Origin of the sequence: Amycolatopsis lexingtonensis (genome assembly GCF_014873755.1) — a bacterium.
Classification (GTDB): domain Bacteria; phylum Actinomycetota; class Actinomycetes; order Mycobacteriales; family Pseudonocardiaceae; genus Amycolatopsis; species Amycolatopsis lexingtonensis.
In genome coordinates this window covers 2,104,746-2,129,306 of the sequence record NZ_JADBEG010000001.1, presented here as the reverse complement: position 1 = coordinate 2,129,306, position 24,561 = coordinate 2,104,746, and the positions used below count along the sequence as shown (strand labels likewise).

General features: G+C 72.8%; 25 protein-coding genes. 17 read left to right on the top strand and 8 right to left on the bottom strand.

All coding sequences use genetic code 11. From position 1 onward, the window contains the following. Positions 1-48: 48 nt before the first annotated feature. The 3 genes from H4696_RS09945 to H4696_RS09935 all read right to left on the bottom strand — a co-directional run bounded on the left by H4696_RS09945 (position 49) and on the right by H4696_RS09935 (position 3,569). Positions 49-819, bottom strand: a complete 771-nt coding sequence (locus H4696_RS09945) for a class I SAM-dependent methyltransferase (RefSeq protein WP_086858822.1) — start codon at positions 817-819, stop codon at positions 49-51. Positions 820-850: 31 nt separating this feature from the next. Further along, on the bottom strand, positions 851-2,041 hold the full coding sequence (locus H4696_RS09940; RefSeq protein ID WP_086858821.1) for an alpha/beta hydrolase: 1,191 nt from the start codon (positions 2,039-2,041) through the stop codon (positions 851-853). A gap of 103 nt (positions 2,042-2,144) precedes the next feature. Beyond that, positions 2,145-3,569 (bottom strand): bifunctional phosphatase PAP2/diacylglycerol kinase family protein, encoded by a 1,425-nt coding sequence (locus H4696_RS09935; RefSeq protein WP_420831556.1) that lies wholly within the window; start codon positions 3,567-3,569, stop codon positions 2,145-2,147. A 199-nt stretch (positions 3,570-3,768) separates the two neighbouring features. Between H4696_RS09935 and pafA the strand changes: the two genes are divergently transcribed. After that, positions 3,769-5,127, top strand: a complete 1,359-nt coding sequence (pafA, locus tag H4696_RS09930; protein WP_086858819.1) for a Pup--protein ligase — start codon at positions 3,769-3,771, stop codon at positions 5,125-5,127. 109 nt (positions 5,128-5,236) lie between these two features. Beyond that, a complete protein-coding gene (locus H4696_RS09925) occupies positions 5,237-6,262 on the top strand; it encodes a WD40/YVTN/BNR-like repeat-containing protein (protein WP_086858818.1) in 1,026 nt (341 codons plus the stop codon). On the opposite strand, the gene H4696_RS09920 is transcribed toward H4696_RS09925, so the two are convergent. Further along, a complete protein-coding gene (locus H4696_RS09920) occupies positions 6,259-6,957 on the bottom strand; it encodes an SDR family oxidoreductase (RefSeq protein ID WP_086858817.1) in 699 nt (232 codons plus the stop codon). The two genes, H4696_RS09925 and H4696_RS09920, sit on opposite strands and share 4 nt — an antisense overlap. Before the next feature lie 10 nt (positions 6,958-6,967). After that, complete coding sequence (locus H4696_RS09915; protein WP_086858816.1) at positions 6,968-7,876, bottom strand: NADP-dependent oxidoreductase; 909 nt, start codon at positions 7,874-7,876, stop codon at positions 6,968-6,970. A 109-nt stretch (positions 7,877-7,985) separates the two neighbouring features. Between H4696_RS09915 and H4696_RS09910 the strand changes: the two genes are divergently transcribed. The 7 genes from H4696_RS09910 to H4696_RS09880 all read left to right on the top strand — a co-directional run bounded on the left by H4696_RS09910 (position 7,986) and on the right by H4696_RS09880 (position 12,895). After that, positions 7,986-8,417, top strand: a complete 432-nt coding sequence (locus H4696_RS09910) for a winged helix-turn-helix transcriptional regulator (RefSeq protein WP_086858815.1) — start codon at positions 7,986-7,988, stop codon at positions 8,415-8,417. Positions 8,418-8,427: 10 nt separating this feature from the next. After that, positions 8,428-9,411 (top strand): helix-turn-helix transcriptional regulator, encoded by a 984-nt coding sequence (locus H4696_RS09905; protein ID WP_086858814.1) that lies wholly within the window; start codon positions 8,428-8,430, stop codon positions 9,409-9,411. Further along, the gene (locus H4696_RS09900; RefSeq protein WP_086858813.1) at positions 9,408-10,388 is read left to right on the top strand and encodes a helix-turn-helix transcriptional regulator; all 981 of its coding nucleotides are present in this window, start codon (positions 9,408-9,410) and stop codon (positions 10,386-10,388) included. Before H4696_RS09905 ends, H4696_RS09900 begins: the two co-directional genes overlap by 4 nt. A gap of 10 nt (positions 10,389-10,398) precedes the next feature. Next, positions 10,399-10,611 (top strand): bacteriophage holin, encoded by a 213-nt coding sequence (locus tag H4696_RS09895; RefSeq protein ID WP_086858812.1) that lies wholly within the window; start codon positions 10,399-10,401, stop codon positions 10,609-10,611. Between the two features lie 31 nt (positions 10,612-10,642). Next, positions 10,643-10,957: a Sec-independent protein translocase subunit TatA gene (gene tatA, locus H4696_RS09890; RefSeq protein ID WP_086858811.1), complete on the top strand. Its 315-nt coding sequence runs from the start codon at positions 10,643-10,645 to the stop codon at positions 10,955-10,957. An 85-nt stretch (positions 10,958-11,042) separates the two neighbouring features. Beyond that, on the top strand, positions 11,043-12,014 hold the full coding sequence (tatC, locus tag H4696_RS09885; protein ID WP_086858810.1) for a twin-arginine translocase subunit TatC: 972 nt from the start codon (positions 11,043-11,045) through the stop codon (positions 12,012-12,014). Continuing rightward, a complete protein-coding gene (locus H4696_RS09880; protein WP_086858809.1) occupies positions 12,014-12,895 on the top strand; it encodes a diacylglycerol/lipid kinase family protein in 882 nt (293 codons plus the stop codon). The genes tatC and H4696_RS09880 overlap by 1 nt, the downstream gene beginning before the upstream one ends. A 69-nt stretch (positions 12,896-12,964) precedes the next feature. On the opposite strand, the gene H4696_RS09875 is transcribed toward H4696_RS09880, so the two are convergent. Beyond that, the gene (locus H4696_RS09875) at positions 12,965-13,540 is read right to left on the bottom strand and encodes a hypothetical protein (protein WP_086858808.1); all 576 of its coding nucleotides are present in this window, start codon (positions 13,538-13,540) and stop codon (positions 12,965-12,967) included. Between the two features lie 147 nt (positions 13,541-13,687). Here H4696_RS09875 and H4696_RS09870 point away from each other — a divergent pair, with 147 nt between their 5' ends. The 4 genes from H4696_RS09870 (at position 13,688) to H4696_RS09855 (ending at position 19,921) form a co-directional block, all read left to right on the top strand. Then, the gene (locus H4696_RS09870) at positions 13,688-16,465 is read left to right on the top strand and encodes a DEAD/DEAH box helicase (RefSeq protein ID WP_086858807.1); all 2,778 of its coding nucleotides are present in this window, start codon (positions 13,688-13,690) and stop codon (positions 16,463-16,465) included. A 160-nt stretch (positions 16,466-16,625) separates the two neighbouring features. After that, complete coding sequence (locus tag H4696_RS09865) at positions 16,626-17,393, top strand: DUF4333 domain-containing protein (RefSeq protein ID WP_086858806.1); 768 nt, start codon at positions 16,626-16,628, stop codon at positions 17,391-17,393. Between the two features lie 69 nt (positions 17,394-17,462). Next, on the top strand, positions 17,463-18,665 hold the full coding sequence (locus H4696_RS09860) for a GNAT family N-acetyltransferase (protein ID WP_086858805.1): 1,203 nt from the start codon (positions 17,463-17,465) through the stop codon (positions 18,663-18,665). Positions 18,666-18,706: 41 nt separating this feature from the next. Further along, positions 18,707-19,921: a GNAT family N-acetyltransferase gene (locus H4696_RS09855; protein ID WP_169734937.1), complete on the top strand. Its 1,215-nt coding sequence runs from the start codon at positions 18,707-18,709 to the stop codon at positions 19,919-19,921. Here H4696_RS09855 and H4696_RS09850 read toward each other — a convergent pair. After that, on the bottom strand, positions 19,918-20,862 hold the full coding sequence (locus H4696_RS09850; RefSeq protein ID WP_086858824.1) for a 5'-3' exonuclease: 945 nt from the start codon (positions 20,860-20,862) through the stop codon (positions 19,918-19,920). The genes H4696_RS09855 and H4696_RS09850 overlap by 4 nt on opposite strands. A 151-nt stretch (positions 20,863-21,013) precedes the next feature. Here H4696_RS09850 and H4696_RS09845 point away from each other — a divergent pair, with 151 nt between their 5' ends. The 4 genes from H4696_RS09845 to H4696_RS09830 are packed head-to-tail and all read left to right on the top strand — an operon-like array spanning position 21,014 to position 23,165. After that, a complete protein-coding gene (locus H4696_RS09845; protein WP_086858803.1) occupies positions 21,014-22,156 on the top strand; it encodes a M24 family metallopeptidase in 1,143 nt (380 codons plus the stop codon). After that, positions 22,153-22,608 carry an Lrp/AsnC family transcriptional regulator gene (locus tag H4696_RS09840; RefSeq protein WP_086858802.1) on the top strand — a complete coding sequence of 152 codons (456 nt, stop codon included), beginning with the start codon at positions 22,153-22,155 and terminating at the stop codon, positions 22,606-22,608. Before H4696_RS09845 ends, H4696_RS09840 begins: the two co-directional genes overlap by 4 nt. A 46-nt stretch (positions 22,609-22,654) precedes the next feature. Further along, positions 22,655-22,879: a hypothetical protein gene (locus H4696_RS09835; protein WP_086858801.1), complete on the top strand. Its 225-nt coding sequence runs from the start codon at positions 22,655-22,657 to the stop codon at positions 22,877-22,879. Beyond that, complete coding sequence (locus H4696_RS09830; protein ID WP_086858800.1) at positions 22,866-23,165, top strand: hypothetical protein; 300 nt, start codon at positions 22,866-22,868, stop codon at positions 23,163-23,165. Before H4696_RS09835 ends, H4696_RS09830 begins: the two co-directional genes overlap by 14 nt. Positions 23,166-23,248: 83 nt before the next feature. Here H4696_RS09830 and H4696_RS09825 read toward each other — a convergent pair whose 3' ends face one another. Continuing rightward, positions 23,249-24,328 (bottom strand): GDSL-type esterase/lipase family protein, encoded by a 1,080-nt coding sequence (locus H4696_RS09825; RefSeq protein WP_192782221.1) that lies wholly within the window; start codon positions 24,326-24,328, stop codon positions 23,249-23,251. Positions 24,329-24,561: the final 233 nt, after the last annotated feature.

Below are 24,561 nucleotides of genomic sequence, written 5' to 3'. Positions count from 1 at the left end.
TCCTGAGCAAAGCGGGGCGTGGCCACCGGCCGCGCCCCGCTTTCGCGTTCAGCGGCGGGCGATGGCGAGCAGATGGGCGCTGGTGTCGATGAGCCGCGGGTCCCGCTCGGCGATCCGGGCCGCGCGCAGGGCCGAGTCGGCCAGGTCGTCGAACCGGTCGAGTCCGGCCACGTCGAGCGCGGGCCAGGCCGGACCTTCGACGCCGTACACGGTCGTCCCGCTGAAACCGGCGGTCGCGATCTCGCGGTGGAGTTCGGCGGCGGTGTGCCAGTGCGTGGGGACGAATCCGACGTGACCGTCGTAGACGCCGGTGTCGAGCGCCGCGCGGACCCGCTCCTCGCGGTCCGGCGTGAGCGCGCCCGACGTGGCTGTCTCCAGCAGGGAGAGACAACGGCTGATGCCCGCGGCCGCGAGGAGTCCGCCCGGGCGCAGCACTCGGCGGGCTTCGGCGAGGGCCCGGGCGCGCTCCGCGCTCTCGACGAGGTGGTAGAGCGGGCCGAGGAGCAGCACGGCGTCGCAGCCGGCGCTCGCCACGGGCAGCGCGCGGGCGTCGGCGATCCCGGCGGTGACGCCCGGGTGCCTCCGCGCCTGGTCGGCGTGGGCCGGTACCGGGTCGAGCAGGTGCACCTCGTGCCCGTCGGCGGCGAGCCACGCCGCGTGGACGCCGGTGCCGCCACCGGCGTCGAGCACGACGGCGCGTGGCGGCAGGAAACGCCGGATCAGCTCGCGCGTGCGCAGGAACTCGAGCCTGCCGTGCGGGGTGCGGGCGAGGCGGGCGGCTTCGGCCGGGCCGGTGGCGTAGTGCGTCGCGAGGTCCATGCTCCAGGGTCTCCTGCGGCGCAACCGGCTTTCAGGAAGTCGCCGGGGACGCCCGGAAGTTCTGGTCCGCGAACGCCAGCAAGTACGGCAGCGTCGCCCGGGCCGTGTGCCAGGTGTGGTTGAAGCCCCGCTCGGCGTGCACCACCGCCTCCTGCCCTCGGGCCCGCAGGGAGTCCGCGATCCGGTGGGCGGTCGTCACGTCGGTCGGGGCGCCCGTGCCGACGGCCAGCATCACCGAGATCGGCGCGGTGAACTTCATGGTCGGCAGGTACCGGCGCGGGGTGTTCGCGGCGATGGCGGCCTGGTCGCCGCCGAGGATGCCGATCGAGTCGTTGAGGTCGTCGTAGGGGAGGGCGATCACCAGGGTCGCGAACTCGTCGACGTGGTGCAGCCCGATGTTCAGCGCGCCGAAGCCGCCGCCGGACATGCCGCCCAGTGCGCGGTGGCCGCGGTCGGCGAGGGTGCGGTAGTGGTGGTCGACGGCCGGGACCACCGTCGCCGTCAGGTACGTCTCCAGTTTGGGGCCGCCGGGGACGTCCAGGCACTCCCAGTCGGTGCTGGGGTTGCCGGCGGTCAGGTCGACGCTGACCACGATCATCGGGGCGATCACGCCGGCCTGCTGCAGCGCCAGGAGCGTGCCGGGCGCGTCGCCGGAGGTCAGCCAGTCGCGGGGGCCGCCGAACGGGTAGCCGTGGATGAGGTAGACGACCGGGTAGCGGCGGGCGGTGTCCTGGTCGTAGCCCGGCGGCAGGACGACGTAGTTGCTGCCCGACGGGACGCCGTGCGCCGGGTCGGGCACGTTCAGCACGTCCACGCGCTGGCCGCCGGACGTCCTTGTCGGCGCACTGGCCTTCGGGGCGGACGGGGCCTCCTTGCCGTCGTCGAGCAGGCGCCCGGCCAGGTTGACCGGGCCGGGGCCCTTCTGCAGCAGGCGCGCGAGGTCGTCGGAGGTGCGGACGTACCCGACGTAGCTGTTCAGCGCAGTTACCGCGGCGAGCAGCAGGAGCACCCCGAAGGCGGTGAACCCCCAGCGCCGCACCCGGCGGCGGTACCAGAGCGCGACCACGACGGCGAGCACCGCGACGGCAGCCGACGCGAAGGCCAGCCAGATCATCGGCGACTCGAGCGGGCCCAGGTCGCGGGCCCTCGCGGTCACGTCACCCGGCAGCACCGGATCGGCGGCGACCCCGTGAAAGGCGCGCGCCACCCCGTGCCCGTCCATCGCATCCCCGCTCGTCCCCTGGCCGCGGGCATGATCACCCGCACCTCGCTCGCGAAGCTAGCCAGAGATCGCTGTGGGTTTGTTGAGAGAAGGTAAAGAGCGGCTAAAGGCGGTAGATGGTGAGCGCGCTGGGCCGGGACCGGAAGCGGAACCGGTTGCCGAGCGGGCCGACCTCGCCGTCGGTGGCGACGCGGCGGTGGCCGTCGAGCAGTTCGACGTCCAGCTCGGGCAGGTCGAGCTCCTGGTAGACGTGGCTGGCGGCGAGGGTCCGGGTGAGCATCGCCGCCAGGAACCGGGCACGCGAGTAGGGCAGGTCGGCGCGCAGGTAGCGGATGTCGAGCAGGCCGGTGTCGAGTGCGGGACGTCGGCTGGGCGCGAACCCCTTCGGCGCGTACGTGCCGTTGCCGACGAACAGCAGCCACACCTGGATGAGCTTGCCGTTGAGCCGGACGGTCAGCGGCTTGGCGTTCCGCAGTGTCCTGGCCAGCGCGATCGCCGCCGAGGGCCACTTGGGGTGCTTCTCCTGCAGCTTCTCCCGCAACCGCACCATCTCCGGGTAGCCGCCGAGGCTGGCGGTGTTGACGAACCAGCGGTGCGCGGGCTCGCCGGCCCCCTCGATCCGGACCTCGCCGAGGTCGATGCCGACGGCGTTGCCGAGCTCGGTCGCGGCGTCGGCGTCGGGCATGGAGCTGACGCCGACGTCGCGGGCGAAGTGGTTGAGGGTGCCCGCCGGGATGAGGGCGAGTGGCAGGTCGCGTTCGGCGGCGACCGCGGCGACCGCGGCCACGGTGCCGTCCCCGCCCGCGACACCGAGCGCGCGGACCGTCCCGCGGGCGTCGATCTCGCTCTCGAGCTGGGCGATCAGGTCCTGCTCGGGGTCCGGGTAGAGGATCTCGGCCTTCGGCCAGGCGTGCCGGGCGTCCTCGGTCGGGTCCTGGCCGTCGATCCCGGACTTCGGGTTGACCAGCACGAGCATGTCGTCGCCGTCGACCATCTCGGGCGCGTCGGCGTCGTGGGCCGTGCGGCCGGGGACGTCGTCGTGCAGCGGCCACCAGTGCCGGGTGGCCAGGCCCACGCCGGTGCCGATGGCCAGGCCGACGCCGACGTCGGAGGGCCAGTGCACGCCCGTGTGCACCCGCGAGTACGCGACGGCCAGCGCCAGCGGGGCCACGGCGAGCCCGGCTCGCGGCGACTCCATCGCCACCGCCGTCGCGAAGGCGGCCGCAGACGCGGAGTGCCCGGACGGGAACGACGACGAGGTGGGCCGTTTCCGCAGGCGGCGGTGCATCGGCACCTCCTCCTCGGCCGGGCGACGGCGTGGGAACAGCGGCTTGCCGAGGAGGTTCGCCGCGGCGCTGGCGCCGGCGATCGCGACCACCCCGCGCAGCGCGGCCCGCCGGGTGGGGCCCTTGCGCGCCGCGAGCAGCGCCGCGACCCCCCACCACAGGTGCGACTTGTTAGCCGATCTGGACAACGCCATCAGCGCGTCATCGGCCTTCGTGGCCGGCAGGGCGGCGCTGCGCCGCATGAGGGCGCGATCGGTGCGGCCGACCCGCCGGAAGGCCTGGATGAGCTGGTGTGTCAAGGAGTCGCCTTCCCCAAGTCGTCAAGAGCAGTGCTCCAATCGTGCCTGAATCGGGGGGATTTCACCGTCTGTGGCATACCGGGGGCGTGTCGACGCCCGAACGGCGCACCGTCGAAGGGGGTCCAGCGCCTACTCTGGTGGAATGCAGCGGCGGATCTTTGGCATCGAGACCGAGTTCGGGGTCACGTGCACCTTCCACGGACAGCGCAGGCTCTCGCCCGACGAGGTGGCGCGCTACCTCTTCCGGCGGGTCGTCTCGTGGGGACGCTCATCGAACGTCTTCCTGTCGAACGGCTCCCGGCTCTACCTGGACGTGGGCTCGCACCCCGAGTACGCGACGGCCGAGTGCGACGACCTCGTCCAGCTGGTCACCCACGACAAGGCCGGGGAGCGCATCCTCGAGGACCTGCTGGTCGACGCCGAGCGGCGGCTCGCCGACGAGGGCATCGGCGGCGACATCTTCCTGTTCAAGAACAACACCGACTCCGCGGGCAACTCCTACGGCTGCCACGAGAACTACCTGGTGACCCGCGCGGGCGAGTTCTCCCGGATCGCGGACGTGCTCCTGCCGTTCCTGGTGACCCGGCAGCTCATCTGCGGCGCCGGGAAGGTGCTCCAGACGCCGCGCGGGGCGGTCTACTGCCTCTCGCAGCGGGCCGAGCACATCTGGGAGGGCGTCTCGAGCGCGACCACCCGCTCGCGGCCGATCATCAACACCCGCGACGAGCCGCACGCCGACGCCGAGCGCTACCGGCGGCTGCACGTCATCGTGGGCGACTCGAACATGGCCGAGCCGACGACCATGCTCAAGGTCGGCTCGGCGAACCTGGTACTCGAGATGATCGAGGCCGGTGTCCAGTTCCGCGACTTCACCCTGGACAACCCGATCCGGGCGATCCGCGAGATCAGCCACGACCTCACCGGCCGCCGGCAGGTCCGGCTGGCCGGCGGGCGCGAGGCGTCGGCGCTGGACATCCAGCGCGAGTACCACGCCCGCGCGGTCCAGCACCTCAAGGAAAACGGGTCGACGCCGGCGAACGAGCGCGTCGTCGAGCTGTGGGGCCGGGCGCTGGACGCGGTCGAGCAGCAGGACTTCGGCAAGATCGACACCGAGATCGACTGGGCGATCAAGCACCGGCTGGTCGAGCGCTACCGGCACAAGCACGACCTGGACCTGTCCAGCCCGCGGATCGCGCAGCTCGACCTGGCCTACCACGACATCCGCCGTGGCCGGGGCATCTTCGACCTGCTCCAGCGCAAGGGCCTGGTCCGCCGGGTCACCGACGACGGCGAGATCGAGGCCGCCAAGGACACCCCGCCCCAGACGACCCGCGCGAAGCTGCGCGGCGACTTCATCGCCGCCGCCCAGGCCGCGGGCCGCGACTTCACGGTCGACTGGGTGCATCTGAAGCTGAACGACCAGGCCCAGCGCACGGTCCTGTGCAAGGACCCGTTCCGCTCGGTCGACGAGCGCGTGGAACGCCTGATCAGCTCGCTCTGACGAAGGTCCGTGAAGGCCTCCTTACCGGCTTTTATGCCCGTGAAGGAGGCCTTCACGGCTTTTGGGGACGCGACGAAAGTCGGGGTCGGGGTGAGGGAGGATCGGGCGCATGCGTGTCGTGCTGCTCGTGCTCGCTCTGCTGGTTTCGGTCGCGGTCCCGGCGTCGGCGGGGGAGCACCCGCCGACGTGGGAGCTGAAGCCGACCGGCGTCACCGCCCAGTTCCGGGGGTTGTCCGCGGTCAGTGCCCGGGTCGCGTGGGTGAGCGGCACGCAGGGGACTGTCCTGCGCACCACCGACGGCGGCGCCACCTGGAAGTCCGTCGGGCCGCCCGGGACCGAGGCGCTCCAGTTCCGGGACATCGAGGCCTTCGACGCCGACCACGCCGTGGTCCTGTCGATCGGGCCGGGGACCGATTCGCGCGTCTACCGGACCGACGACGGCGGCGCGCACTGGCGCCAGACGTTCCAGAACACCGACGCGGCCGCCTTCTACGACTGCCTCGCGTTCTTCGACCCGTGGCGCGGCCTCGCGATGAGCGACCCGGTCGACGGCAAGTTCCGCGTGCAGGCCACCTTCGACGGCGGCCGCAGCTGGCGGCAGGTTCCCGGCAGCGGCTTCCCGGCCGCGTTGCCGGGTGAGGCCGGGTTCGCCGCGAGCGGCCAGTGCGTCACCACCGCCGGGCCGTTCGACGCCTGGCTCGCCACCGGCGGTGGCGCCACCGCCCGCGTCCTGCACTCCGGCGACGGCGGCCGCCACTGGACGGCTTCGGACACGCCGTTGCCGAGCAGCCCCTCGGCGGGCGTGTTCGCCCTCGCCTTCCGCTCGCCGTCCCAGGGGGTCGCGATCGGCGGCGACTTCGCGAACCCGGACGCGCCGGGCCCGGCGGTCGCGCTGACCCGCGACCGCGGCCGCACCTGGACCACCCCGGGGCAGTACCCCGCCGGGTACCGCTCCGGGCTGGCCTGGCGCGGCGCCGCGGTGCTCGCGGTCGGTCCCGGCGGGAGCGACCTCAGCCCGGACGGCGGCCGGCACTGGACCCGGTTCGACGACGGCAGCTTCGACTCCGTCGACTGCGCCGGTGCGGCCTGCTGGGCCAGTGGCGCCGGTGGCCGCGTCGCCCGCCTGAGCCGCTAGAGGACCTGGCCGGTGGGGCGGACCATGATTTCGTTGACGTCGACCGACGGGGGCTGCTGGAGGGCGTAGAGCACCGCGCGGGCGATGTCGTCCGCCGCCAGCTTCGGCTTCTTGCGCTGCTCGTCGTTGAGGATGTCGGTGTCGGTGATGCCCGGGTTGATCAGCGTGACCCGGACGCCGGTGCCGACGGCCTCCTCGCGGATCGCCCCCGCCATCCCGGTCACCGCCCACTTCGTCGCCGAGTAGAGGCTGCTGTTGCGGATGTAGCGGCCCGCGACCGACCCGGTGATCAGCAGGTGCCCGGCGGTCTCCTTGAGCGCGGGGAGGGCCGCACGGGCGGTGTAGGCGGCGCCCAGGACGTTGGTGCGGACCATTTCCTCCCAGGCTCGCGGGTCGGGGTCGCCGGTGCCGAAGAACGACGTCCCGACGCCGATGCCGGCGTTGGCGAAGGCCGCGTCGAGCCGCCCGAACCGTGCGACGGTCTCGTCGACGGCCCCGGAGACGCTCGGCCAGTCGCCGACGTCGGCACCGAGGGCGAGCGCCCGGTCTTCGCCGAGTTCGGCGGCGAGCGCCGCGACGGACCCGGCCTGGCGCGCCACGAGCGCGACCTTGAACCCGGCTTCGGCGGCCAGCCGCGCGGTCGCGGCGCCGAGGCCGCGCGAGGCACCGGTGATGAGGAGTACGCGATCATCCATGCCGTCCAGGCTAGGGAGTCAGCACGAGCCTGCCACGCAGCCCGCCGGCGGCCAGCCGTTCGTGCGCCTGCACCGCCTCGGTGAGGGGGAGGACGTCGGCGACGCGCGGGGTCAGGGTCGCGGCCAGCGAGGCGAGCCGGGCGCCGTCCGCGCGGATCCACACGTTCCGGACCCGGACGCCGCGCAGCGGGATCGGGGCGGCACCGGCGGCGAAGGCGACGAACTCGCCGCCGCCCCGGACGGCGTCCAGCGCGTCCAGCCCGAGGAGCGCGGTGTCGAGCACGGCGTCCACCCCGCCGGGGACCAGCGCGCGGACGCGGTCGGCGAGCGCGGGGCCGCGCGGGACGAACTCGTCGGCGCCGAACCGCCGGACGAGGGCTTCGTCGGCTTCCCCCGCGACGGCGACGACGTGCAGGTCCCGGGCGTGCGCGAGGGCGACGGCGTACCCGCCGACGGCGCCCGCCGCGCCGGTGACCAGGACGCTCCCGGTGGTTTCGACGAGGTCGAGCGCCTGGGCGGCGGTCAGTGCGTTGAGCGGCAGCGTCGCCGCTTCGACCGCGGAGACGCCCGGTGGAGCGGGTGCCACGGCCGAGGCGTCGAGGACGACGTAGTCGGCGTACGAGCCGAGGGGGAGGGCGATCCGGTCGCGGAGCCCGAGCACGGCATCGCCCACGCGGAACCGGGAGTCACCGGCGACGTCGATCTCCCCGGCGACGTCCCAGCCCAGCCCCAGCACCTCGCGCGGCGGGATCACCCCCACCTCGGTGAGCACCCCCGCCCGGGTCGCGAGGTCCACCGGGTTGACCGCGGCCGCCGCCACCCGGATCCGCACCTGCCCCGGGCCGGGCTCCGGAACCGGCACCTCGGCCGACTCCAAGACTTCCGGCCCACCGAACCGCCGGACCACCACCGCGCGCATCTTTCGTCTCCTCCACGGTCGGATTCCTTTCCCCGCGACCGTATGGGGAGCTACTCTCCATCGGGAAGTACGCACTCGCAGGTTCCCCACGTACCCGGAGGTTCGCCCGGTGCCCACGCGCACGGCGGAACAGCGGCGGCACGCCGAAAAGGCCGCCTACGACGCCTATCTCGCCGCCTGCCCGACCCGGAAGCTGCTGGACGAGATCGCCGGCAAGTGGGTCAGCCTGATCCTGGTCGCGCTCGGTGACGGCCCGCAGCGCTACAGCGACCTTTCGCGGCGCATCGCCGGGGTCAGCCAGAAGATGCTCACCCAGACCCTGCGGGTGCTCGAACGCGACGGTCTCGTGCGCCGCGAAGTGACGCCTTCGGTGCCCGTCCGCGTCGACTATTCCCTTACGCCGCTGGGGGAATCGCTGCGCGCGCTGGTGGCCGGGTTCAAGGACTGGGCGGAGGCGAACTTCGACGCCGTCGACGCCGCGCGAACCGATTACGACGCGCGTACCCCGGACCTCACGATCGGGCCGGGCGGCGCGGGCTAGGCTCTACCGGGTGTCCACCGCACGCGCCGAACGGCTGGTCAATCTGGTGCTGGCCCTCCTGTCCACCCGGCAGTACCTCACTGCCGAGCGGATCCGCGGCATCGTGCCCGGGTACGCCGACGCGGCCAGCGACGACGCCTTCTTCCGGACGTTCGAGCGGGACAAGACCGAGCTGCGCGAACTCGGCATCCCGCTGGAGACCGGCCGCAACTCCGCGTTCGACGCCATCGAGGGCTACCGCATCGCCCGTCGCGACTACGAACTCGGCGAGATCGACCTCGCCCCCGACGAAGCCGCCGCGGTCGCGCTCGCCTCACGGCTGTGGGACTCCCCGGAGCTGACCGGGCAGGCGCAGGGCGCGCTGGTGAAGCTGCGCGCCGCCGGCCTGGAGGTCGACGACCAGGCGCCCACCGTCGTCGAGCCGCGGGTGCGCGCCGAACCGGCGTTCGGGCCGCTGCTGGCCGCGGTCCAAAGCGGGCAGGCCGTGCGCTTCGAATACCGCCGCAGCGGCTCGCCCGAACGCATCATGCGAACCCTCGAGCCGTGGGGCGTGGTGTCGTGGCGGGCCCGCTGGTACGTCGTCGGGCACGACCGCGACCGCGGCGCCACCCGCTGCTTCCGGCTCTCCCGCGTCACCGGCCAGGTCCGCGCGGTCGGCAAGCCCGGCGAGGTGCGGCGTCCCGAGGGCGTCAACCTGCTCAAGCTCGTCACGGCCACCGGAGGCAGTGAACCGTCGCCGGTCACCACCGCCCGGGTCTGGGTCGCCGACGGCCGCGCCGCCGGCGTCCGCCGCCGCGGCACCGTGGTCGGCCGCGCCACCGTGGACGGCGAAGAGGGCGATCTCGTGGAGATCGGCCTGCTCTACCCCGAGTCGGCGGCGGACTGGATCAGCGCGCAGGGTCCCGACGTCGTCGTGCTCGAACCGGACGTGCTGGCCAAGTCGGTCCAGGACCGGCTCGAAGCCGTCGTCTCCCGGCAGGTGAGCGCGCTGTGAGCGGGTCCACCGACCGCATGCCGAGGTTGCTCGCGCTCGTGCCGTACCTGCTGGCGCGCCCCGGCATCCGTATCGACGAGGCGGCGCACGACTTCGACGTCACGCCGAAGCAGCTGCGCAAGGACCTCGAGCTGCTGTGGATGTGCGGGCTGCCCGGCTACGGGCCCGGCGACCTGATCGACCTGTCCTTCGAGGGCGACACGATCGTCGTCACCCACGACGCCGGCATGAACCGCCCGCTGCGGCTCACCGGCGGCGAGGCGACCGCGCTGCTCGTGGCGCTGCGGGCGCTGGCCGAGACACCGGGCGTGGTCGACGGCGACGCCGTCCGCCGCTCCATCGCCAAGATCGAGGCCGCGGCCGGGCAGGCCCAGCCCGCCGGCGTGGTCGTCGGCGGGGGAGTGCGCGAGGGCGAGAAGACCGCGCGGACCCGCGAAGAGGTGGCCCGGGCCCTGCAGGACGGGCGAGCGCTGCGGATCCGGTACTACACCGCCTCGAAGGACCAGATCACCGAGCGCACGGTCGACCCGATGCGGCTGCTGATCGTCCAGGCGGTCGGCTACCTGGAGGCCTGGTGCCGCCGCGCCGAGGGCGTCCGGCTGTTCCGGCTCGACCGGATCGACGAGCTGACCGTCCTCGAGGAGCCGTCACGGCCGCCCGCGCACGCCCACCCGACCGACATCTCCGACGGTGTCTTCCGCGAACGTCCCGATCAGCGGGAGGCGGTGCTGGTCCTCGACCCGGACGCACGCTGGGTAGCCGAGTACTACCCGTGCGAGGAGCTCGACGAGCTCGAGGGCGGCCGGCTGCGGATCCGGATGCGCTACGCCGACCAGTCCTGGATGGTGCGGCTGGTCCTCGGTCTGGGCGGGGAAGCGCTGGTCGAGAGCCCGGCCGACCTCGCGTCGGACGTCGGACGCCGGGCCGCCGACGCGGTGGCCCGAGCCCGTCACCTTCCGTCAACCTGTGACCACTAGGCTGGTGCGCGTGCCGTACCTGCCCACCGTCGTGCTCGCCGCGATCGGCCTGCTGCTGCTCGTCGTCCTGCTGGTCCGGACCGTGAAGGTCTTGCGTGCCTTCCGGCAGACCGCAAGCATGGTGGCTGCGAACACCCAGGACCGGGCGGGGATGATCCGCGCCCGGTCGGCCGCGCTGCGCGTCGCGTTCGCGGAGCGCCGCCGGAAGCCGGAAAACCAGTAACATCCCTACCAGACGCAGATAGGAGGCCACCATGCTGAACGGATTGCAGCCGTGGCATTTGATCATCCTGGTGCTCGTCGTCGTGCTGCTTTTCGGGGCCAAGAGGCTTCCCGACGCGGCCCGGTCCATCGGCAAGTCCATGAAGATCTTCAAGGCCGAGACCAAGGACCTCACCGGCGACAAGGCCGCGGCGAGCGAAGACGCCGAGCCCGCCGAGACGAAGCAGATCCCGGCCAAGCCCGCCGCACCCGCTTCGACCGACCAGCAGGTCGCCGACCTGCAGCGGCAGCTCGACGAGCTGAAGAAGCAGCAGGCCGCCGACCAGCCGCAGAAGAACGCCAGCTGAGCGGCTAGGCCACACCCGGTCCCCCGTCCACGGAGCGCGCCCGCAGCGGCGCGCTCCGGCGGACTCCGACGAGAACGGAACAACCGTGGCGGAATCCGCCTCCGGAAACGGTGACAGCCGCCGGTCCAAGCGGCGCAAGCGCAGCCGTCGCAGCAACCCCGACGGCACGATGACGCTCATCGAGCACATCTACGAGTTCCGCCGCCGCCTCGGCTTCGCGCTGCTCGCGGTCGTGGTCGGCGGGATCCTCGGGTTCATCTGGTTCGGCACCAAGATCGGTCCGATCCCGTCGCTCGGCGACCTGGTGAAGGACCCGTACTGCGCCATCCCGGCCGACCGGCGGCTCGACAGCGCCGACGGGTGCCGGCTGCTGCAGACCGTGCCGTTCGAGGCCTTCATGACGCAGCTGAAGGTCGGCATCGCGGCCGGTGCCGTGCTCCTCTCGCCGGCCTGGCTGTACCAGCTCTGGGCGTTCATCGCGCCGGGCCTGTACAGCAAGGAGCGCAAGTACGCGCTGACGTTCGTCGGGTTCGCGTCGGTGCTGTTCGCCGCGGGCGCCGTGCTCGCCTACATCCTCTTCCCGCACGCCCTGCAGCTGCTCATGGGCTTCGGGCAGGACGCGTTCGTCACCGCCCTCACGGCGGACAAGTACATCTCGTTCCTGCTGTCGCTGCTGATCATCTTCGGGATCAGCTTCGAGCTGCCGCTGCTGGTCGTGATGCTCAACCGCGTCGGCGTGGTCAAGTACGTGCAGCTGAAGAAGTGGCGCCGCGGCATCGTGTTCGCGCTGTTCGTCTTCGCCGCCTTCGCGACCCCCGGCTCCGACCCGTTCTCGATGCTCGGCCTCGCCGGCGCGCTCACCGTGCTGTTCGAGATCGCCGTGCAGATGGCGCGCTTCCACGACCGCAAGCTCGAAAAGGCCCGCGGCGACGAGGGCTGGGACAAGCTCGCCGACGACGAGGCCGCGCCGTTCGACTACACGCCGAGCACCATCGACGACGAGCCGTCCACGCCGACCGCTTCCGGCGGCCGGTCGAGCACCGACGACGTCACGTAGTGGGGATCCACGCCGCGCTCGCCGTGCACCCGGCCTCGGGGCACGGCGCCGCCGCCCGGATCGCCGACACGGTCGCGGAGCGGCTGCGCGCCGCCGTCGACCGGCTCGACGTGCTGGTCGCGAACTCCGTCGAGGAGTCCCGCGAGCTGATGCGGACCTCCCACGGCGCCGGTCTCGACGTCCTGGTCGTGCTCGGCGGTGACGGCGCCGCCCACCAGGGCGTCCAGTTCTGCGCGAACCACGACGTGGCGCTCGGCCTGGTCCCGGCGGGTACCGGCAACGACTTCGCCCGCGCCCTCGGTGTCCCGGCCGAGCCCCTGGCCGCGGTCGACGCGCTGGTGGCGGCCCTGAAATCGGGTGCGCGGCGGCGGATCGACCTCGGCCGGATCGGCGACACGTGGTTCGCGACCGTCCTCTGCGCCGGGTTCGACGCCAGCGTCAACGAACGCGCCAACCGGATGCGCTGGCCGTCCGGGCCCCGCCGCTACGACCTGGCGATCCTGGCCGAACTGGCGTCCTTCCGGTCCCGCCCGGTGGTCGTCGACACCGGCACCGGCCGGATCGAGCTGGACGCCACGCTGGTCGCGATCGGCAACACGCGCTTCTACGGCGGCGGCGTCCCGATCTGCCCCACGGCCGACCCCGAGGACGGCGTCTTCGACGTCACGATCATCGGCCACGCCACCCGCCGCGGCCTGATGCGGATGCTCCCGGGCCTGCGCACCGGCAAGCACGTGACCCACCCGGCGGTCCGCACGCTGCGCGCCCGCTCGGTCGCCCTCACCGGCAACAACTGGCCCGCGTACGCCGACGGCGAGCCCCAGGGCACGGTCCCGGTGACGGTCAGCTGCGTCCCAGGCGCGCTGACGGTGCTGGCCTAACGCGCGGTCCGGCGTCTTGAATGAGTCATTCAGGACCTCCGAAGACCTGAATGACTCATTCAAGACGTCTTACCGGTCGTAGCCGCCCGCGCGCGCCACCAGCTGGCGGAAGTGGGCGGGGGTCAGCAGCCGTCCGGCCTCGGCGAAGTAGACGCCGCCGCAGCGGTGGCAGAACCAGCCCTGTTCCCACACCTGCTGGGCCGCCGGGACACCCTTCCGCTGCTTCCGGTGCGCCCGCACGCGGCGGACGTAGAGCCAGACCAGCACACCCGCGGCGAGGTACACCCCGAACGCCGGCAGCGAGAGCACCGCGAAGCCCAGCGCCTTCGCTCCCTCGCCGCCGGGGAGCGGGTCGTCGGCCGCCGAGAACGGCAGCAGCAGGAAGCAGCTGCCGACCAGTGCCAGCAGGATCACCGCCGCTACAAGGCCGCCGTTGCGGCGCGGTGGGGGAAAGGGGTCGAGGGAGCGGGCGACCGCGGTGACCGAGACCCCGCTGACCTGGCTGCTCGTGTAGACGACGCCGTCGCCGGCGGGGACGGCGACCGTCGGGCCCTGGCCGCGGTAGAAGGAGTGCCCGCCGTGGTACACCGCCGGCACGTGCTGCACCTGGTCCAGCTGCCCGCAGCTCGGGCACGGTTCGGTCATCGGGACCTCCTTCCGCCGCTCCGACGCGCCCGCCCGTGATCCGGTTCCGCGTCCGATTCAGGTGTATAACGCCCTATACCGCGGGGGTCGCCACGCCGTCGGTCACGCGGCGTGCGGAACGACGGGGGGATGTGAAACCCTGACGAGGTGGCCAATAGCCCTTCTCCGTCCCCGGCCGAGGCCTATGCGGCCTCCTCGCGCCGCGGGAAGTACCCCGAGCTGACGCGCTTCGCCGCGGAGGCGTCCTTCGAGTTCGACGAGTTCCAGGTCCGGGGGTGCGAAGCCCTCGAGGGCGGCCACGGCGTGCTCGTGTGCGCGCCCACCGGGGCGGGCAAGACCGTCGTCGGCGAATTCGCCGTGCACCTGGCGCTGGCCGAGGGCCGCAAGTGCTTCTACACGACGCCGATCAAGGCGTTGTCGAACCAGAAGTACGCCGATCTGGTCGCCCGCCACGGCGCCGACGCCGTCGGGCTGCTCACCGGGGACACCTCGATCAACGGCAACGCCCAGGTGGTCGTGATGACCACCGAGGTGCTGCGCAACATGCTCTACGCCGGCTCGTCGACGATCACCGACCTCGGGTACGTCGTCATGGACGAGGTCCACTACCTCGCCGACCGGTTCCGCGGCGCGGTCTGGGAAGAGGTGATCCTGCACCTGCCCGAGCACGTCCGCGTGGTCGGGCTGTCGGCCACCGTCAGCAACGCCGAGGAGTTCGGCGAGTGGCTGGTCGAGGTGCGGGGCGACACCACCGTCGTCGTGGACGAGCACCGGCCGGTGCCGCTGTGGCAGCACATGCTGGTCGGGAACCGGCTGCTGGACCTGTTCGCGGGCGAGGACACCCACCTGCCCGGAGCCGAGCTGCGGATCAACCCGACCCTGTTGCGGCGCACCGAGGAGATCGGCCGCCAGTACGCGCCGGCCGGGTTCCGGGGCCCACGCGGGAGGCGGGGGGCGCCGTCGCGGATGCCGCGGTTCCGGCCGCCGTCGCGCGTCGACGTCGTCGAGCAGCTGGACCGGGCCGGGCTGCTGCCCGCGATCGTGTTCATCTTCTCCCGCGCGGGGTGCGACGCCGCGGTGGCGCAGTGCGTGCGGTCCGGGCTGCGGCTCAACGGCCCCGGGGAGGTCGAGGAGATCCGCCGGGTGATCGACGCGCGGACGTCGGACCTGCCCGAGGGCGACCTGGGCGTGCTGGGCTACTGGGAGTGGCGCGAAGCGCTCGAGCGCGGCATCGCCGGCCACCACGCGGGGCTGCTGCCGGCGTTCAAGGAGACCGTCGAGGAGCTGTTCGTCCGTGGCCTGGTGAAGGTCGTGTTCGCGACCGAGACCCTCGCGCTGGGGATCAACATGCCGGCCCGCACGGTCGTCCTCGAGCGCCTGGTGAAGTACAACGGCGAAGCGCACGTCGACCTGACGCCGGGGGAGTACACCCAGCTGACCGGCCGGGCCGGGCGGCGCGGGATCGACGTGGAAGGGCACGCCGTCGTCGCGTGGCAGCCCGGGGTCGACCCCAAGCAGGTCGCCGGGCTCGCGTCGACCCGGACCTACCCGCTGCGGTCGTCGTTCCGGCCGGGCTACAACATGGCCGTGAACCTGGTCGCGCAGGTCGGCGCGGCCGAGGCGCGGGAGCTGCTGGAACAGTCGTTCGCGCAGTTCCAGGCCGACCGGTCGGTGGTCGGGACCGCGCGGCGGATCGAGCGGAACAAGGAAGCCCTGAAGGGGTACGCGGCCGCGATCACCGGCGACTTCGACGAGATGCTGGAGTACGTCGAGCTGCGGGCGAAGATCTCGACGCGGGAGAAGGCGCTGTCGCGGCAGAACACCGCGGCGCGGCGGGCGGGGACCGCGGAGTCGCTGGAGAAGCTGCGCAAGGGTGACGTCATCGCGGTGCCGGCGGGCCGTCGTGCCGGGCTCGCTGTGGTGGTCGACCCGGGTCTGGACCCGATCCGCGAGCCGCGTCCGGTGGTGGTGACCGAGGACCGGTGGTCCGGGCCGTTGTCGGTGGCGGACTTCCCTGCGCCGGTGGAGGCGCTGGGGCGGATCAAGCTGCCGCGGCACATCGAGCTGCGGTCGCCGAAGACCCGCCGGGACATCGCCTCGACGTTGCGCAACGCCGGGATTTCGTTGCCGGGCAGGCAGAAGCGGCGGTCCGGGGCCAATGAGGACGGTGAGCTGGCGGCGCTGCGGCGGGCCCTGCGCGCCCACCCGGGCCACGGGCTGGCCGAGCGCGAGGCGAACCTGCGCTGGGTCGAGCGGTACCAGCGGCTCACGGCGGAAACGCAGCAGCTGGAACGGAAGGTCGCGGCGACGACGCACTCGCTGGCGCGCGCGTTCGACCGGATTCTGGCGCTGCTGGGTGAACGCGGCTACTTGGGCCCGGAGTCGGCCGGGGACGGCGAGGACCGCGTCACCGAGCACGGCCGGCGTCTGACGCGGCTCTACAGCGAGTCCGACCTGCTGGCCGCCGAGTGCATCCGGCACGGCGTGTGGCGCGATCTCGGCCCGGCCGAACTCGCCGCCGTCGTCTCGACGCTGGTGTTCGAGGCGCGCCGTGACACCGCGGGCGAGCCGCGGCTGCCCGGGGGTGCGGTGCCCGAGGCGTGGCAGGAGACCGTGCGGCTGTGGGTGGAGCTGACCGAGGACGAGCGGCGGCACCGGCTCGACCGGACCCGGGAGCCCGACGCCGGGTTCGCGTGGCCGGTTTACCGGTGGGCGCGCGGGGAATCGCTGGAGAAGGTGCTCACCGCGGCCGAGGCGAACGGCCAGGAGCTGTCGGCGGGTGATTTCGTGCGCTGGTCACGCCAGGTGATCGACCTGCTGGACCAGATCCGCGACGTGCTCGGCAAGGCCGACCCGGTGGGCGCGGCGGCGGCCGCGGCGGTGAAGGCGCTGCGACGCGGTGTCGTAGCGGCGGGCGCCGCGTGAACTTCGTGTTAGGCCTGCTCCAAGCGGCGGAAGGGATGAGCGTGGTCACGTGTGCTCGGGTCCGACCTGTGGTTGGATCGCGTGCGACACCGTGCGTACGCGGCTTTACGGCGGTTTCGGGGTGGAGAGCTAGTTTGAGCGAAGCAGGCGGAGGCAGACGATGAGCACGCCGTATGGCGGCAACGACCCACAGCAGCCCCAGTACGGGCAGCAGCCGGGCGGCGCGTACCCGCCGAGCGGCCCGCAGGAGCAGCCCCAGTGGGGCCAGCAGCCGCCTTCCTACGACCCGAACCAGCAGCAGTACGGCCAGCCGCAGCAACCCCAGCAGTGGGGGCAGCAGCCCGGCGGCTACGGCCAGCCGCAGCCGCCTCAGCAGCCGCAGTGGGGCCAGCAGCCGCCGCCCTACGGGCAGCAGCCCGGTGGCGGGTACCCGCAGAGCGGCCCGCAGGCCCAGCCGGGGTACGGGCAGCAGCCGGGCGGGGCGTACCCGCAGAGCGGGCCCCAGGCGCAGCCGGGCTACGGGCAGCAGCCGCCGCCGGGTCAGTACGACTACGGCCAGCAACAGCAGCAGTATCCCGGTGCGCCGGAGGGCGAGCAGCAGGGGAAGTCGAAGAAGGGCCTGCTGATCGGCGTCGTCGCGCTGGTCGTGGTGCTGGCCGTCGTCGGGGTGCTCGGGTTCGTCGCGCCCGGGTTCTTCAAGACGCAGGTCTTCAACAACACCCAGATGCAGACCGACGTGCAGAAGCTGCTCACCGAGACGTACAAGATCGACGGCGTCACCGGCGTGACGTGCCCGGCCGAGCAGAAGGTCGAGGACGGCGCGAAGTTCGAGTGCACCGCCACGATCGCGGGCAAGCCGCAGCAGGTGCAGATCACGGTCAAGGGCGACGGCGGGAACTACGAGGTTTCCCCGCCCGCCACCAAGTAGCGCGCGAGAAGTCCGGCCGCCGGGGAATTCCGGTGGCCGGACTTCGTCGTTTCCGGAGATGATCCGGGGATGAGCGACTTCGAGATCCGGACGCTGCACACCGACGAGCACCGCGCCGCGAGCGACCTGTTCCGCGACACCGTGCACGTCGCCCCGGCCACCGACGCGGAATGGGAGCGCTCCGGGCGCGCGTACCAGCCGGGCGGGGCGATCGGCGCGTTCGACCCGGAACTCATCGGCACGGCCCGGTTCTTCGACGCGGAGCTGACCGTCCCGGGCGGGGCGCGGGTGCCGATGGCCGGCGTCACCGGCGTCGGCGTCCGCGCGGACCGGACCCGCCGCGGCGTGCTGCGCGCGCTGATGGCGGCGCAGCTGGAGGAGTTCTCCGAGCGTGGTGTGGTGTGCGCGAACCTGCTGGCGTCCGAGGCCGGCATCTACGGCCGGTTCGGCTACGGCCTGGCGACCCGGAACCGCACCTACCACGTCGACCGCGCGCGGGCCCGGCTGCGGCCGGACGCCCCCGCCGGCGGCGAGATCGAGCTGCTGAACGCCGACCAGGCCTGGGAAGCCCTCCCCGGCGTCTACGACCGCATCGGGCGCCGGCCGGGGATGATGTCGCGGCCGGAGGTGCTGTGGCGGCTCTACGAGGCCCAGTGCCGGCGCCGCAGCCAGCCGATGAAAGCGGTGGTGCACCACGGTCCCGACGGGCCGGACGGGTTCGCCACCTTCTTCGTCGAGGGTCTTCAGGCGTACCCGTGGACCAAGGACCTGGAGGTCCCGGACCTGTTCGCCGCCACGCCGGCCGCGTTCGCCGGGTTGTGGCGGTTCCTGCTCGGCGTGGACCTGGTGGACCGGATCGTGGCCGAGGAACGTCCGCTCGACGAGCCGATCGAGCTGTTGCTGGCGGACCACCGCCGGCTGACCGACAACCGGATCGGCGACGAGCACTGGATCCGGCTCGTCGACGTCCCGAAAGCGCTGGGCGCACGGGAGTACGGGCCGGGTGAGCCGGTCGTCGTCGAGGTCACGGATCCGCTGCTGCCCGGCAACAGCGGCACCTACCGGATCACCCCGAACGGGGCCGAGCGCGGCGACGGGCCCGCTGCCCTGCGGCTCGACGTCACCACGCTCGCGATGCTGTACCTCGGCACCTGGAAGGCTTCGGCGCTGGCCGGTGTGGGCCGGATCGAGGTGCGGGACGCCGCCGCGCCGCCGGCCGCGGACACGCTGTTCGGCACCCGGTCGGTGCCGTGGAGCGGCTCCCACTTTTAAACGAGGTGCCGTCGCCCGCGGCGGGCGGCAAGATCGGAGGCATGACCGCCTTCGACGTCCGCCCCGTCACCGAGGACGAGCGCCGCAGCACGTTCGACCTGCTCGGCCGTTCCCTGCACAGCAACCGCGTCAGCGACGACCTCTGGTCCCGCTTCGGGGTTTCGTGGCCGGCGGCGCACAAGTTCGGCGCGTTCGACGGCGACACCCCGATCGGGATCGCCAGTTCCTTCGACACCGACCTCACCGTGCCCGGTGGCCGGGCGCTGGCGGCGGCCGCGGTCGACGGCGTCGGGGTGCGCGCGGATCGCACTCGCCGCGGGGTGCTCACCGAGCTGATGCGCGTCCAGCTGGCCGACATCGCCGCGCGCGGGCTGCCGCTGGCGGTCCTGCACGCCAGTGAGCCCACGATCTACGGCCGCTTCGGCTACGGCTCGGCCGCGCTGGGCAAGACGATCCGGGTGGCGCGGCCGGCGGCCCGGCTGCACGAGCGCGTCGCGCTTTCGGGCGAGGTGCGGATGCTGACGCCGGACGAGGCCGTCAAGGAGATTCCCGCGCTGTACCGGCGGATCGGGCGCCGTCCGGGCACGATCGGCCGCCCGCCGCAGTGGTGGCCGGTGATGCACGACCGGCTCGCCGGCCCGGACGGCGACCACGTCGTGGCCGTCCACAGTGGACCGGACGGGGATGACGGCTTCGTCGTCTACGAGACCGTGAGCCGCCGGTCGCTGGAGGCACCGGACGAAGGCGCGGTGCTGAAGGTCCGCGACCTGCACGCCGACGGCCCGGCCGCCCTGGCCGGCCTCTGGCGGTTCCTGCTGTCGGTCGACCTGGTCTCCGCGGTGCACGCCCGCCACCGCCCGGTGGACGAGCCGTTGTCGGCGATGCTGACCGACCACCGGCACTCGGCCACGCTCGCCGTCGAGGACGACCTGTGGCTGCGGCCGGTGGACGTCCCGGCGGTGCTGGCGGCCCGGACGTACCGGGCGGCCGAGCCGGTGGTGCTGGCGGTGACCGACCGCCTGCTGCCCGCCAACGCCGGCCACTACGAGGTCGGGCCGGGCGGTACCCGGCGGACCGGGGCCGCCGCGGACCTGACCCTCGACGTCGACACCCTCGGCATGCTGTACCTGGGGGAGTGGAGTGCCACGGCGCTGGCGCACGCGGGCCGCGTCGAGGTCCGCGACCCGGCCGCGGTGGCGCGGGCGGACGAGCTGTTCACGACGATCGCCGCACCGTGGTGCGGCACGCACTTCTAGGCGCCGGGCAGGGCCTTGAGGAGCCGTTCGACGGAGTTGCCCAGGTTCCACCGTTCGGCGAGCTCGGCGACCCGCTCAGGATCGGCGGGCGCCGCGGGCACAGTGTCGGGGCGGGACTGCTCGACCGGCGCGTCGACGGCGACCCGCACGACGGTGGGGGCGACCGCGAGGTAGTCGGCCGCGTCGGAGAGCCGCAGCCGGGTCTTGAGCGGGACCCGGGAGTCCCCGGCCGCGGCGGCCTCGAGCAGTGCGTCCAGCGAGCCGAACTGCGTGATCAGCTTCGCCGCGGTCTTCTCGCCGATCCCGGCGACGCCGGGGAGCCCGTCGGAGGGGTCGCCGCGCATCACGGACATGTCCGCGTACGCCGGTCCGGCCGTCTCGCGGGGCAGGCTGTAGCGCTCGGCGATTTCGGCCGGGCCCAGCACTTCGGCCTTCGCCCACCCCTTGCCGACGTAGATCACCGACGCGGGCGACGGCTCGGTGCGCACCAGCTGGAACAGGTCGCGGTCGCCGGTGATCACCTCGACCGGGACGGCCTTCTCCCGGGTGGCCAGCGCGCCGATGACGTCGTCGGCCTCGTAGCCGGCCGCCTCCGCGGTCGCGAACCCGAACGCCTCGAGGAGGTCGAGGATGATCGGCACCTGCGGGGTGAGCGTGTCGGGCACTTCTTCGACGTCCGGGCCGCTGCCGGTCTCCTCGGCGACCCGGTGGGCCTTGTAGCTGGGGAGCAGGTCGGTGCGGAACTTCGGCCGCCAGTCCGCGTCCAGGCAGCACACGAGCCGGGCGGGCCGCCGGTCGGTGAGGATCCGCGCGATCGTGTCGGCGAACCCGCGCACGGCGTTGACCTGCGTCCCGTCCGCGGCGCGCATGGAGTCGGGCAGGGCGAAGAACGAACGGAAGTACAGGCTCGCGGAGTCGAGCAGGGCAAGGGATCCGGTCACCCGCACAGCCTGCCACGCCCGGCGGTCACCCGGGGTGCGCGACGCACCCCGGGGTCGAGTCCGGCGGGGGAGGGGAGCCGCGTCACCCGGCCCGGCATGTCGCGGCCCCAGGCCGTCCGGCCGGTGGCGTCGCCCGGCTAGGCTCGCCCTCATGTCGCGCCGATCCCTCCACACGCCAGCCCCCGACGCCGCCGCCCTCCGCGCCCGCCTCGACCGCGCCCGCACCGCCGCGGCCGCCGCCGGCACCGACGCCCTGCTGATCGCGCCCGGCTCCGACCTGCGGTACCTGCTCGGGCAGGCCGGTGGCTCGTTCGAGCGGCTGACCACCCTCGTCGTGCCCGCCGACGGCACCCCGGCGCTCGTCGTCCCGAAGCTGGAGGCGCCCGGGTACGCCGACGTCCCCACCGACGAGCTCGGCGTCGAGCTGCTCACCTGGGTGGATGGCGACGACCCGTACAAGCTGGTCGCCGACCGGCTCGGCAAGCCCGGCCGCGTCGCGGTCAGCGACTTCACCCCGGCGCTGCACGTGCTGGCGCTGCGGGCCGCGCTCGGCGAGGCCGAGCAGACGCTGGCCGGCCCGGTCGTGCGCGAACTGCGGATGCGCAAGGACGCCGCCGAAATCGCGTCGCTGCGGGAGGCCGGCGCCGCGATCGACCGCGTGCACGCCCGCGTCCACGAGTGGCTGCGGCCCGGCCGCACCGAGGCCGAGGTCGGCGCCGACATCGCCGCGGCCATCGTCGAGGAGGGGCACGTCCAGGCGGACTTCGTGATCGTCGGCTCGGGCCCGAACGGCGCCAGCCCGCACCACGACGTCTCCGGCCGCGTCATCGAGAAGGGTGACGTCGTGGTCGTCGACATCGGCGGCCCGCTGCCCGCCGGCTACAACTCCGACTCCACCCGCACCTACGCCGTCGGCACGCCGCGCGACGCCGACGTCGCCGAGACCTACGCGGTGCTGCAGCGCGCCCAGGCCGCCGCGGTGGCCGCGGTCAAGCCGGACGTCACCGCCGAGGCCGTCGACGCCGCCGCGCGCGAGGTCATCGCCGAGGCCGGGTTCGGCGAGTACTTCATCCACCGCACCGGCCACGGCATCGGCCTGGACGTGCACGAGGAGCCGTACATCATCGCCGGCAACGCGCTGCCACTGGAGCCGGGCATGGCCTTCAGCGTCGAGCCGGGCATCTACCAGCCGAACCGCTGGGGCGCCCGGATCGAGGACATCGTGATCGTCACCGAGGACGGTGTCGAGTCGGTCAACAACCAGCCGCACGAGCTCGTCGTGCTGGACGCATGACGGCCGGTGGCCTGGAGCCGCTGGACCAGGCGATCGTCCAGGAGCTCGCGGCCGACGGCCGGCGCAGCTTCACCGACCTCGCCGAGCGGGTCGGGCTGTCGGTGTCGGCGGTGCACCAGCGGGTGCGCCGCCTCGAGCAGCGCGGGGTCATCCTCGGCTACACCGCGCGGCTCGACGGCGAGCAGATCGGCCTGCCGCTGACGGCGCTGATCTCGCTGACGCCGAACGACCCGGCGGCGCCGGACGACTACCCGCAGCGGATCCAGCACATCAAGGAGATCGAGTCGTGCTACTCGGTGGCCGGCGACGAGTCCTACATCCTGCTGGTGCGCGTCCCGTCGCCGCTGGGGCTGGAGGACCTGCTGCGCCGGATCCGCGAGTCGGCGAAGGTCTCGACCCGGACGACGGTGGTGCTCTCTACGCCGTTCGAGGGACGTTCGCCGACGTTCTGACGCCGGCGGCCCGTCCGGGGGCCGGAGCACTGGTACGGTAAAAGGTATGGCAACACGTAAGGTCACGCTTTCGCTGGACAGCGGCGCGCTGGAATTCGCCGAACGAGCCGCGAAAGCCCACGGAATCTCGGTCTCGTCCTGGCTGTCGAAGGCAGCCAGGCGCGAGGCGGTTCGCACGGGATACACCCCGCGGAAGCCGGAGCCGGCCGTCGCGGAATCGGACGAGGCCGAGCGCACCGCGGCGGAAAAGGATCTGCGTGCGCAGGGGTGAAGTCTGGACGTACCACCCCCCGACCGATCCGGCCCGGCAGCGCACGGTCGTGCTGCTGTCCTCGGACGGGGTGAACGAATCCGAGCGGCCCTGGCTGCTCGGTACCGAGCTGCTCGAACGTGACCCGCAGGACATCCTCGGCGTCGCGATCGACGCGCGCTACTGGGTGTCGACACTCAACCTGACCCGGCTCTACCGGCCGTGGTTCGACGAGCGGATCGCCGAGATCGACCTGGAAGTCCAGGAGCGCATCGACATCGCGTTGCGAGCAGCACTCGATCTTTAAGTGTATAACGCCCTATACCGCCTGGCAGGCTTGAAAAGCCGTCATAGCACCTGAGGAAACCCCCGCTACAGACCGGGGAGGGCTCAGCGGGCCACGACCTCCGGGGCCGAGTGCAGCTTCCCGTCCGCCCCGGCGAGGCAGGAGGCGTTCCCTTCGCGGGCCGCGATGAACTCCGTGAGGCAGTTGGCGATCGCCGCGTGCCCGGCGGCGTTGGGGTGGAACGACTCCTGCAGCGCGTGCCCGGCCCGGTCGGCTTGGCCGAGGTCGGACAGCTGCAGGGTGAGGCGGGTGAACCACTCCGTCGCGGGGTTGGCGCCGCCGCTGCAGGCTTCGTGCTTGACGCCGGCCTTGGCGAGGTCGAGGAACCGGGCGCCGGTCTGCTGTGCGGCCGCTTTCAGGCCGGAGGAGAGGACGCCGATCCCGGTCTGGGAGATCCAGCGGAGGTCTTCGACGCGGAACGGGCAGCCGTTGAGGGTGCGCAGGTCTTCGGGCAGGTCCGGGCCGATGGGTGCGGCGTAGGACTGCAGGACGAGCTGGTAGTCGGCGGGGACGTAGCCGGCTTGGGCGAGGACTTTCTTGACGTCGGAGACGGCGGTCGCGACCTTGGGCACCATGGCGTCCACTTTGGACTGCCAGCTTTGCTTGAGCGCTTCGCTGCAGGGCGGGCCGCCGGGGTCGAACCAGGCTTTGAAGCATTCGGTGACCTGGTTGGAGAACTTGGGTTCGTCGTTGGCGCCGACGGCGATGACGACGGCGGCGACGCGGTGGTCCTTGACGAGGGTGGCGAGCTGCTGGGCTTGGGAGCCTTCGGTCCACTGCTTGGTGTCGCCGAGGGCGACCTGTTCGGCGGGGGCGCCGGAGCAGCCGAGGTTGACGTGGGCGGTGATGCCGGGGATGTCGATCTTTTCGACGAAGGCGTTGGGTGAGCGGTGGCACCAGTTGCCGCCTTGGCCGTTGGTGGTGGCGGTGTACTGGCCGGCGCCTTCGCCGGAGACGGTGCTGTCGCCCATGGCGACGACGGTGAGCGGGCCGGTGCCGGGTGGGCCTTGGCGGGGCTGGGGTTGCCCGTTTTTGCTTTCGGAGCCGAAGAAGACGAAGGAGCCGATCAGCAGGGCCACGCAGACGAGGACCAGTGCCCCCCAGTACCACCGAAGACGTCGCATCGGCGTCGATTCTACGGTTCGGGTGGTCGGCGCCCGTGAAGTGGATCAGGCCTAGTGCCTGTATCGAAATCGTTCAGGGCCGTTCGGCGACCGTGATCCCGGGTTCCGGCAGACCGTCGACGCCTCGCCCGCCGCGCTGCCGCCGTGTTCGCCAGGTCAAAGGTCTTGAATGACTCATTCAGGTCCTCGGAGGTCCTGAATGAGTCATTCAAGACGTCGGCGGACCACCCGCT

Excerpts from the sequence above, each read along its gene's own strand:
- H4696_RS09920 (WP_086858817.1), bottom strand. The coding sequence starts at position 6,957 with ATGGATGATCGCGTACTCCTCATCACCGGTGCCTCGCGCGGCCTCGGC.
- H4696_RS09855 (WP_169734937.1), top strand. The coding sequence starts at position 18,707 with ATGACCGCCTTCGACGTCCGCCCCGTCACCGAGGACGAGCGCCGCAGC.
- H4696_RS09875 (WP_086858808.1), bottom strand. The coding sequence starts at position 13,540 with ATGACCGAACCGTGCCCGAGCTGCGGGCAGCTGGACCAGGTGCAGCAC.
- H4696_RS09915 (WP_086858816.1), bottom strand. The coding sequence starts at position 7,876 with ATGCGCGCGGTGGTGGTCCGGCGGTTCGGTGGGCCGGAAGTCTTGGAG.
- H4696_RS09840 (WP_086858802.1), top strand. The coding sequence starts at position 22,153 with ATGACGGCCGGTGGCCTGGAGCCGCTGGACCAGGCGATCGTCCAGGAG.
- H4696_RS09825 (WP_192782221.1), bottom strand. The coding sequence starts at position 24,328 with ATGCGACGTCTTCGGTGGTACTGGGGGGCACTGGTCCTCGTCTGCGTG.
- H4696_RS09935 (WP_420831556.1), bottom strand. The coding sequence starts at position 3,569 with ATGCGGCGCAGCGCCGCCCTGCCGGCCACGAAGGCCGATGACGCGCTG.
- H4696_RS09925 (WP_086858818.1), top strand. The coding sequence starts at position 5,237 with ATGCGTGTCGTGCTGCTCGTGCTCGCTCTGCTGGTTTCGGTCGCGGTC.
- H4696_RS09865 (WP_086858806.1), top strand. The coding sequence starts at position 16,626 with ATGAGCACGCCGTATGGCGGCAACGACCCACAGCAGCCCCAGTACGGG.
- tatA (WP_086858811.1), top strand. The coding sequence starts at position 10,643 with ATGCTGAACGGATTGCAGCCGTGGCATTTGATCATCCTGGTGCTCGTC.
- H4696_RS09845 (WP_086858803.1), top strand. The coding sequence starts at position 21,014 with ATGTCGCGCCGATCCCTCCACACGCCAGCCCCCGACGCCGCCGCCCTC.
- H4696_RS09835 (WP_086858801.1), top strand. The coding sequence starts at position 22,655 with ATGGCAACACGTAAGGTCACGCTTTCGCTGGACAGCGGCGCGCTGGAA.
- pafA (WP_086858819.1), top strand. The coding sequence starts at position 3,769 with ATGCAGCGGCGGATCTTTGGCATCGAGACCGAGTTCGGGGTCACGTGC.
- H4696_RS09945 (WP_086858822.1), bottom strand. The coding sequence starts at position 819 with ATGGACCTCGCGACGCACTACGCCACCGGCCCGGCCGAAGCCGCCCGC.
- H4696_RS09940 (WP_086858821.1), bottom strand. The coding sequence starts at position 2,041 with ATGGACGGGCACGGGGTGGCGCGCGCCTTTCACGGGGTCGCCGCCGAT.
- H4696_RS09860 (WP_086858805.1), top strand. The coding sequence starts at position 17,463 with ATGAGCGACTTCGAGATCCGGACGCTGCACACCGACGAGCACCGCGCC.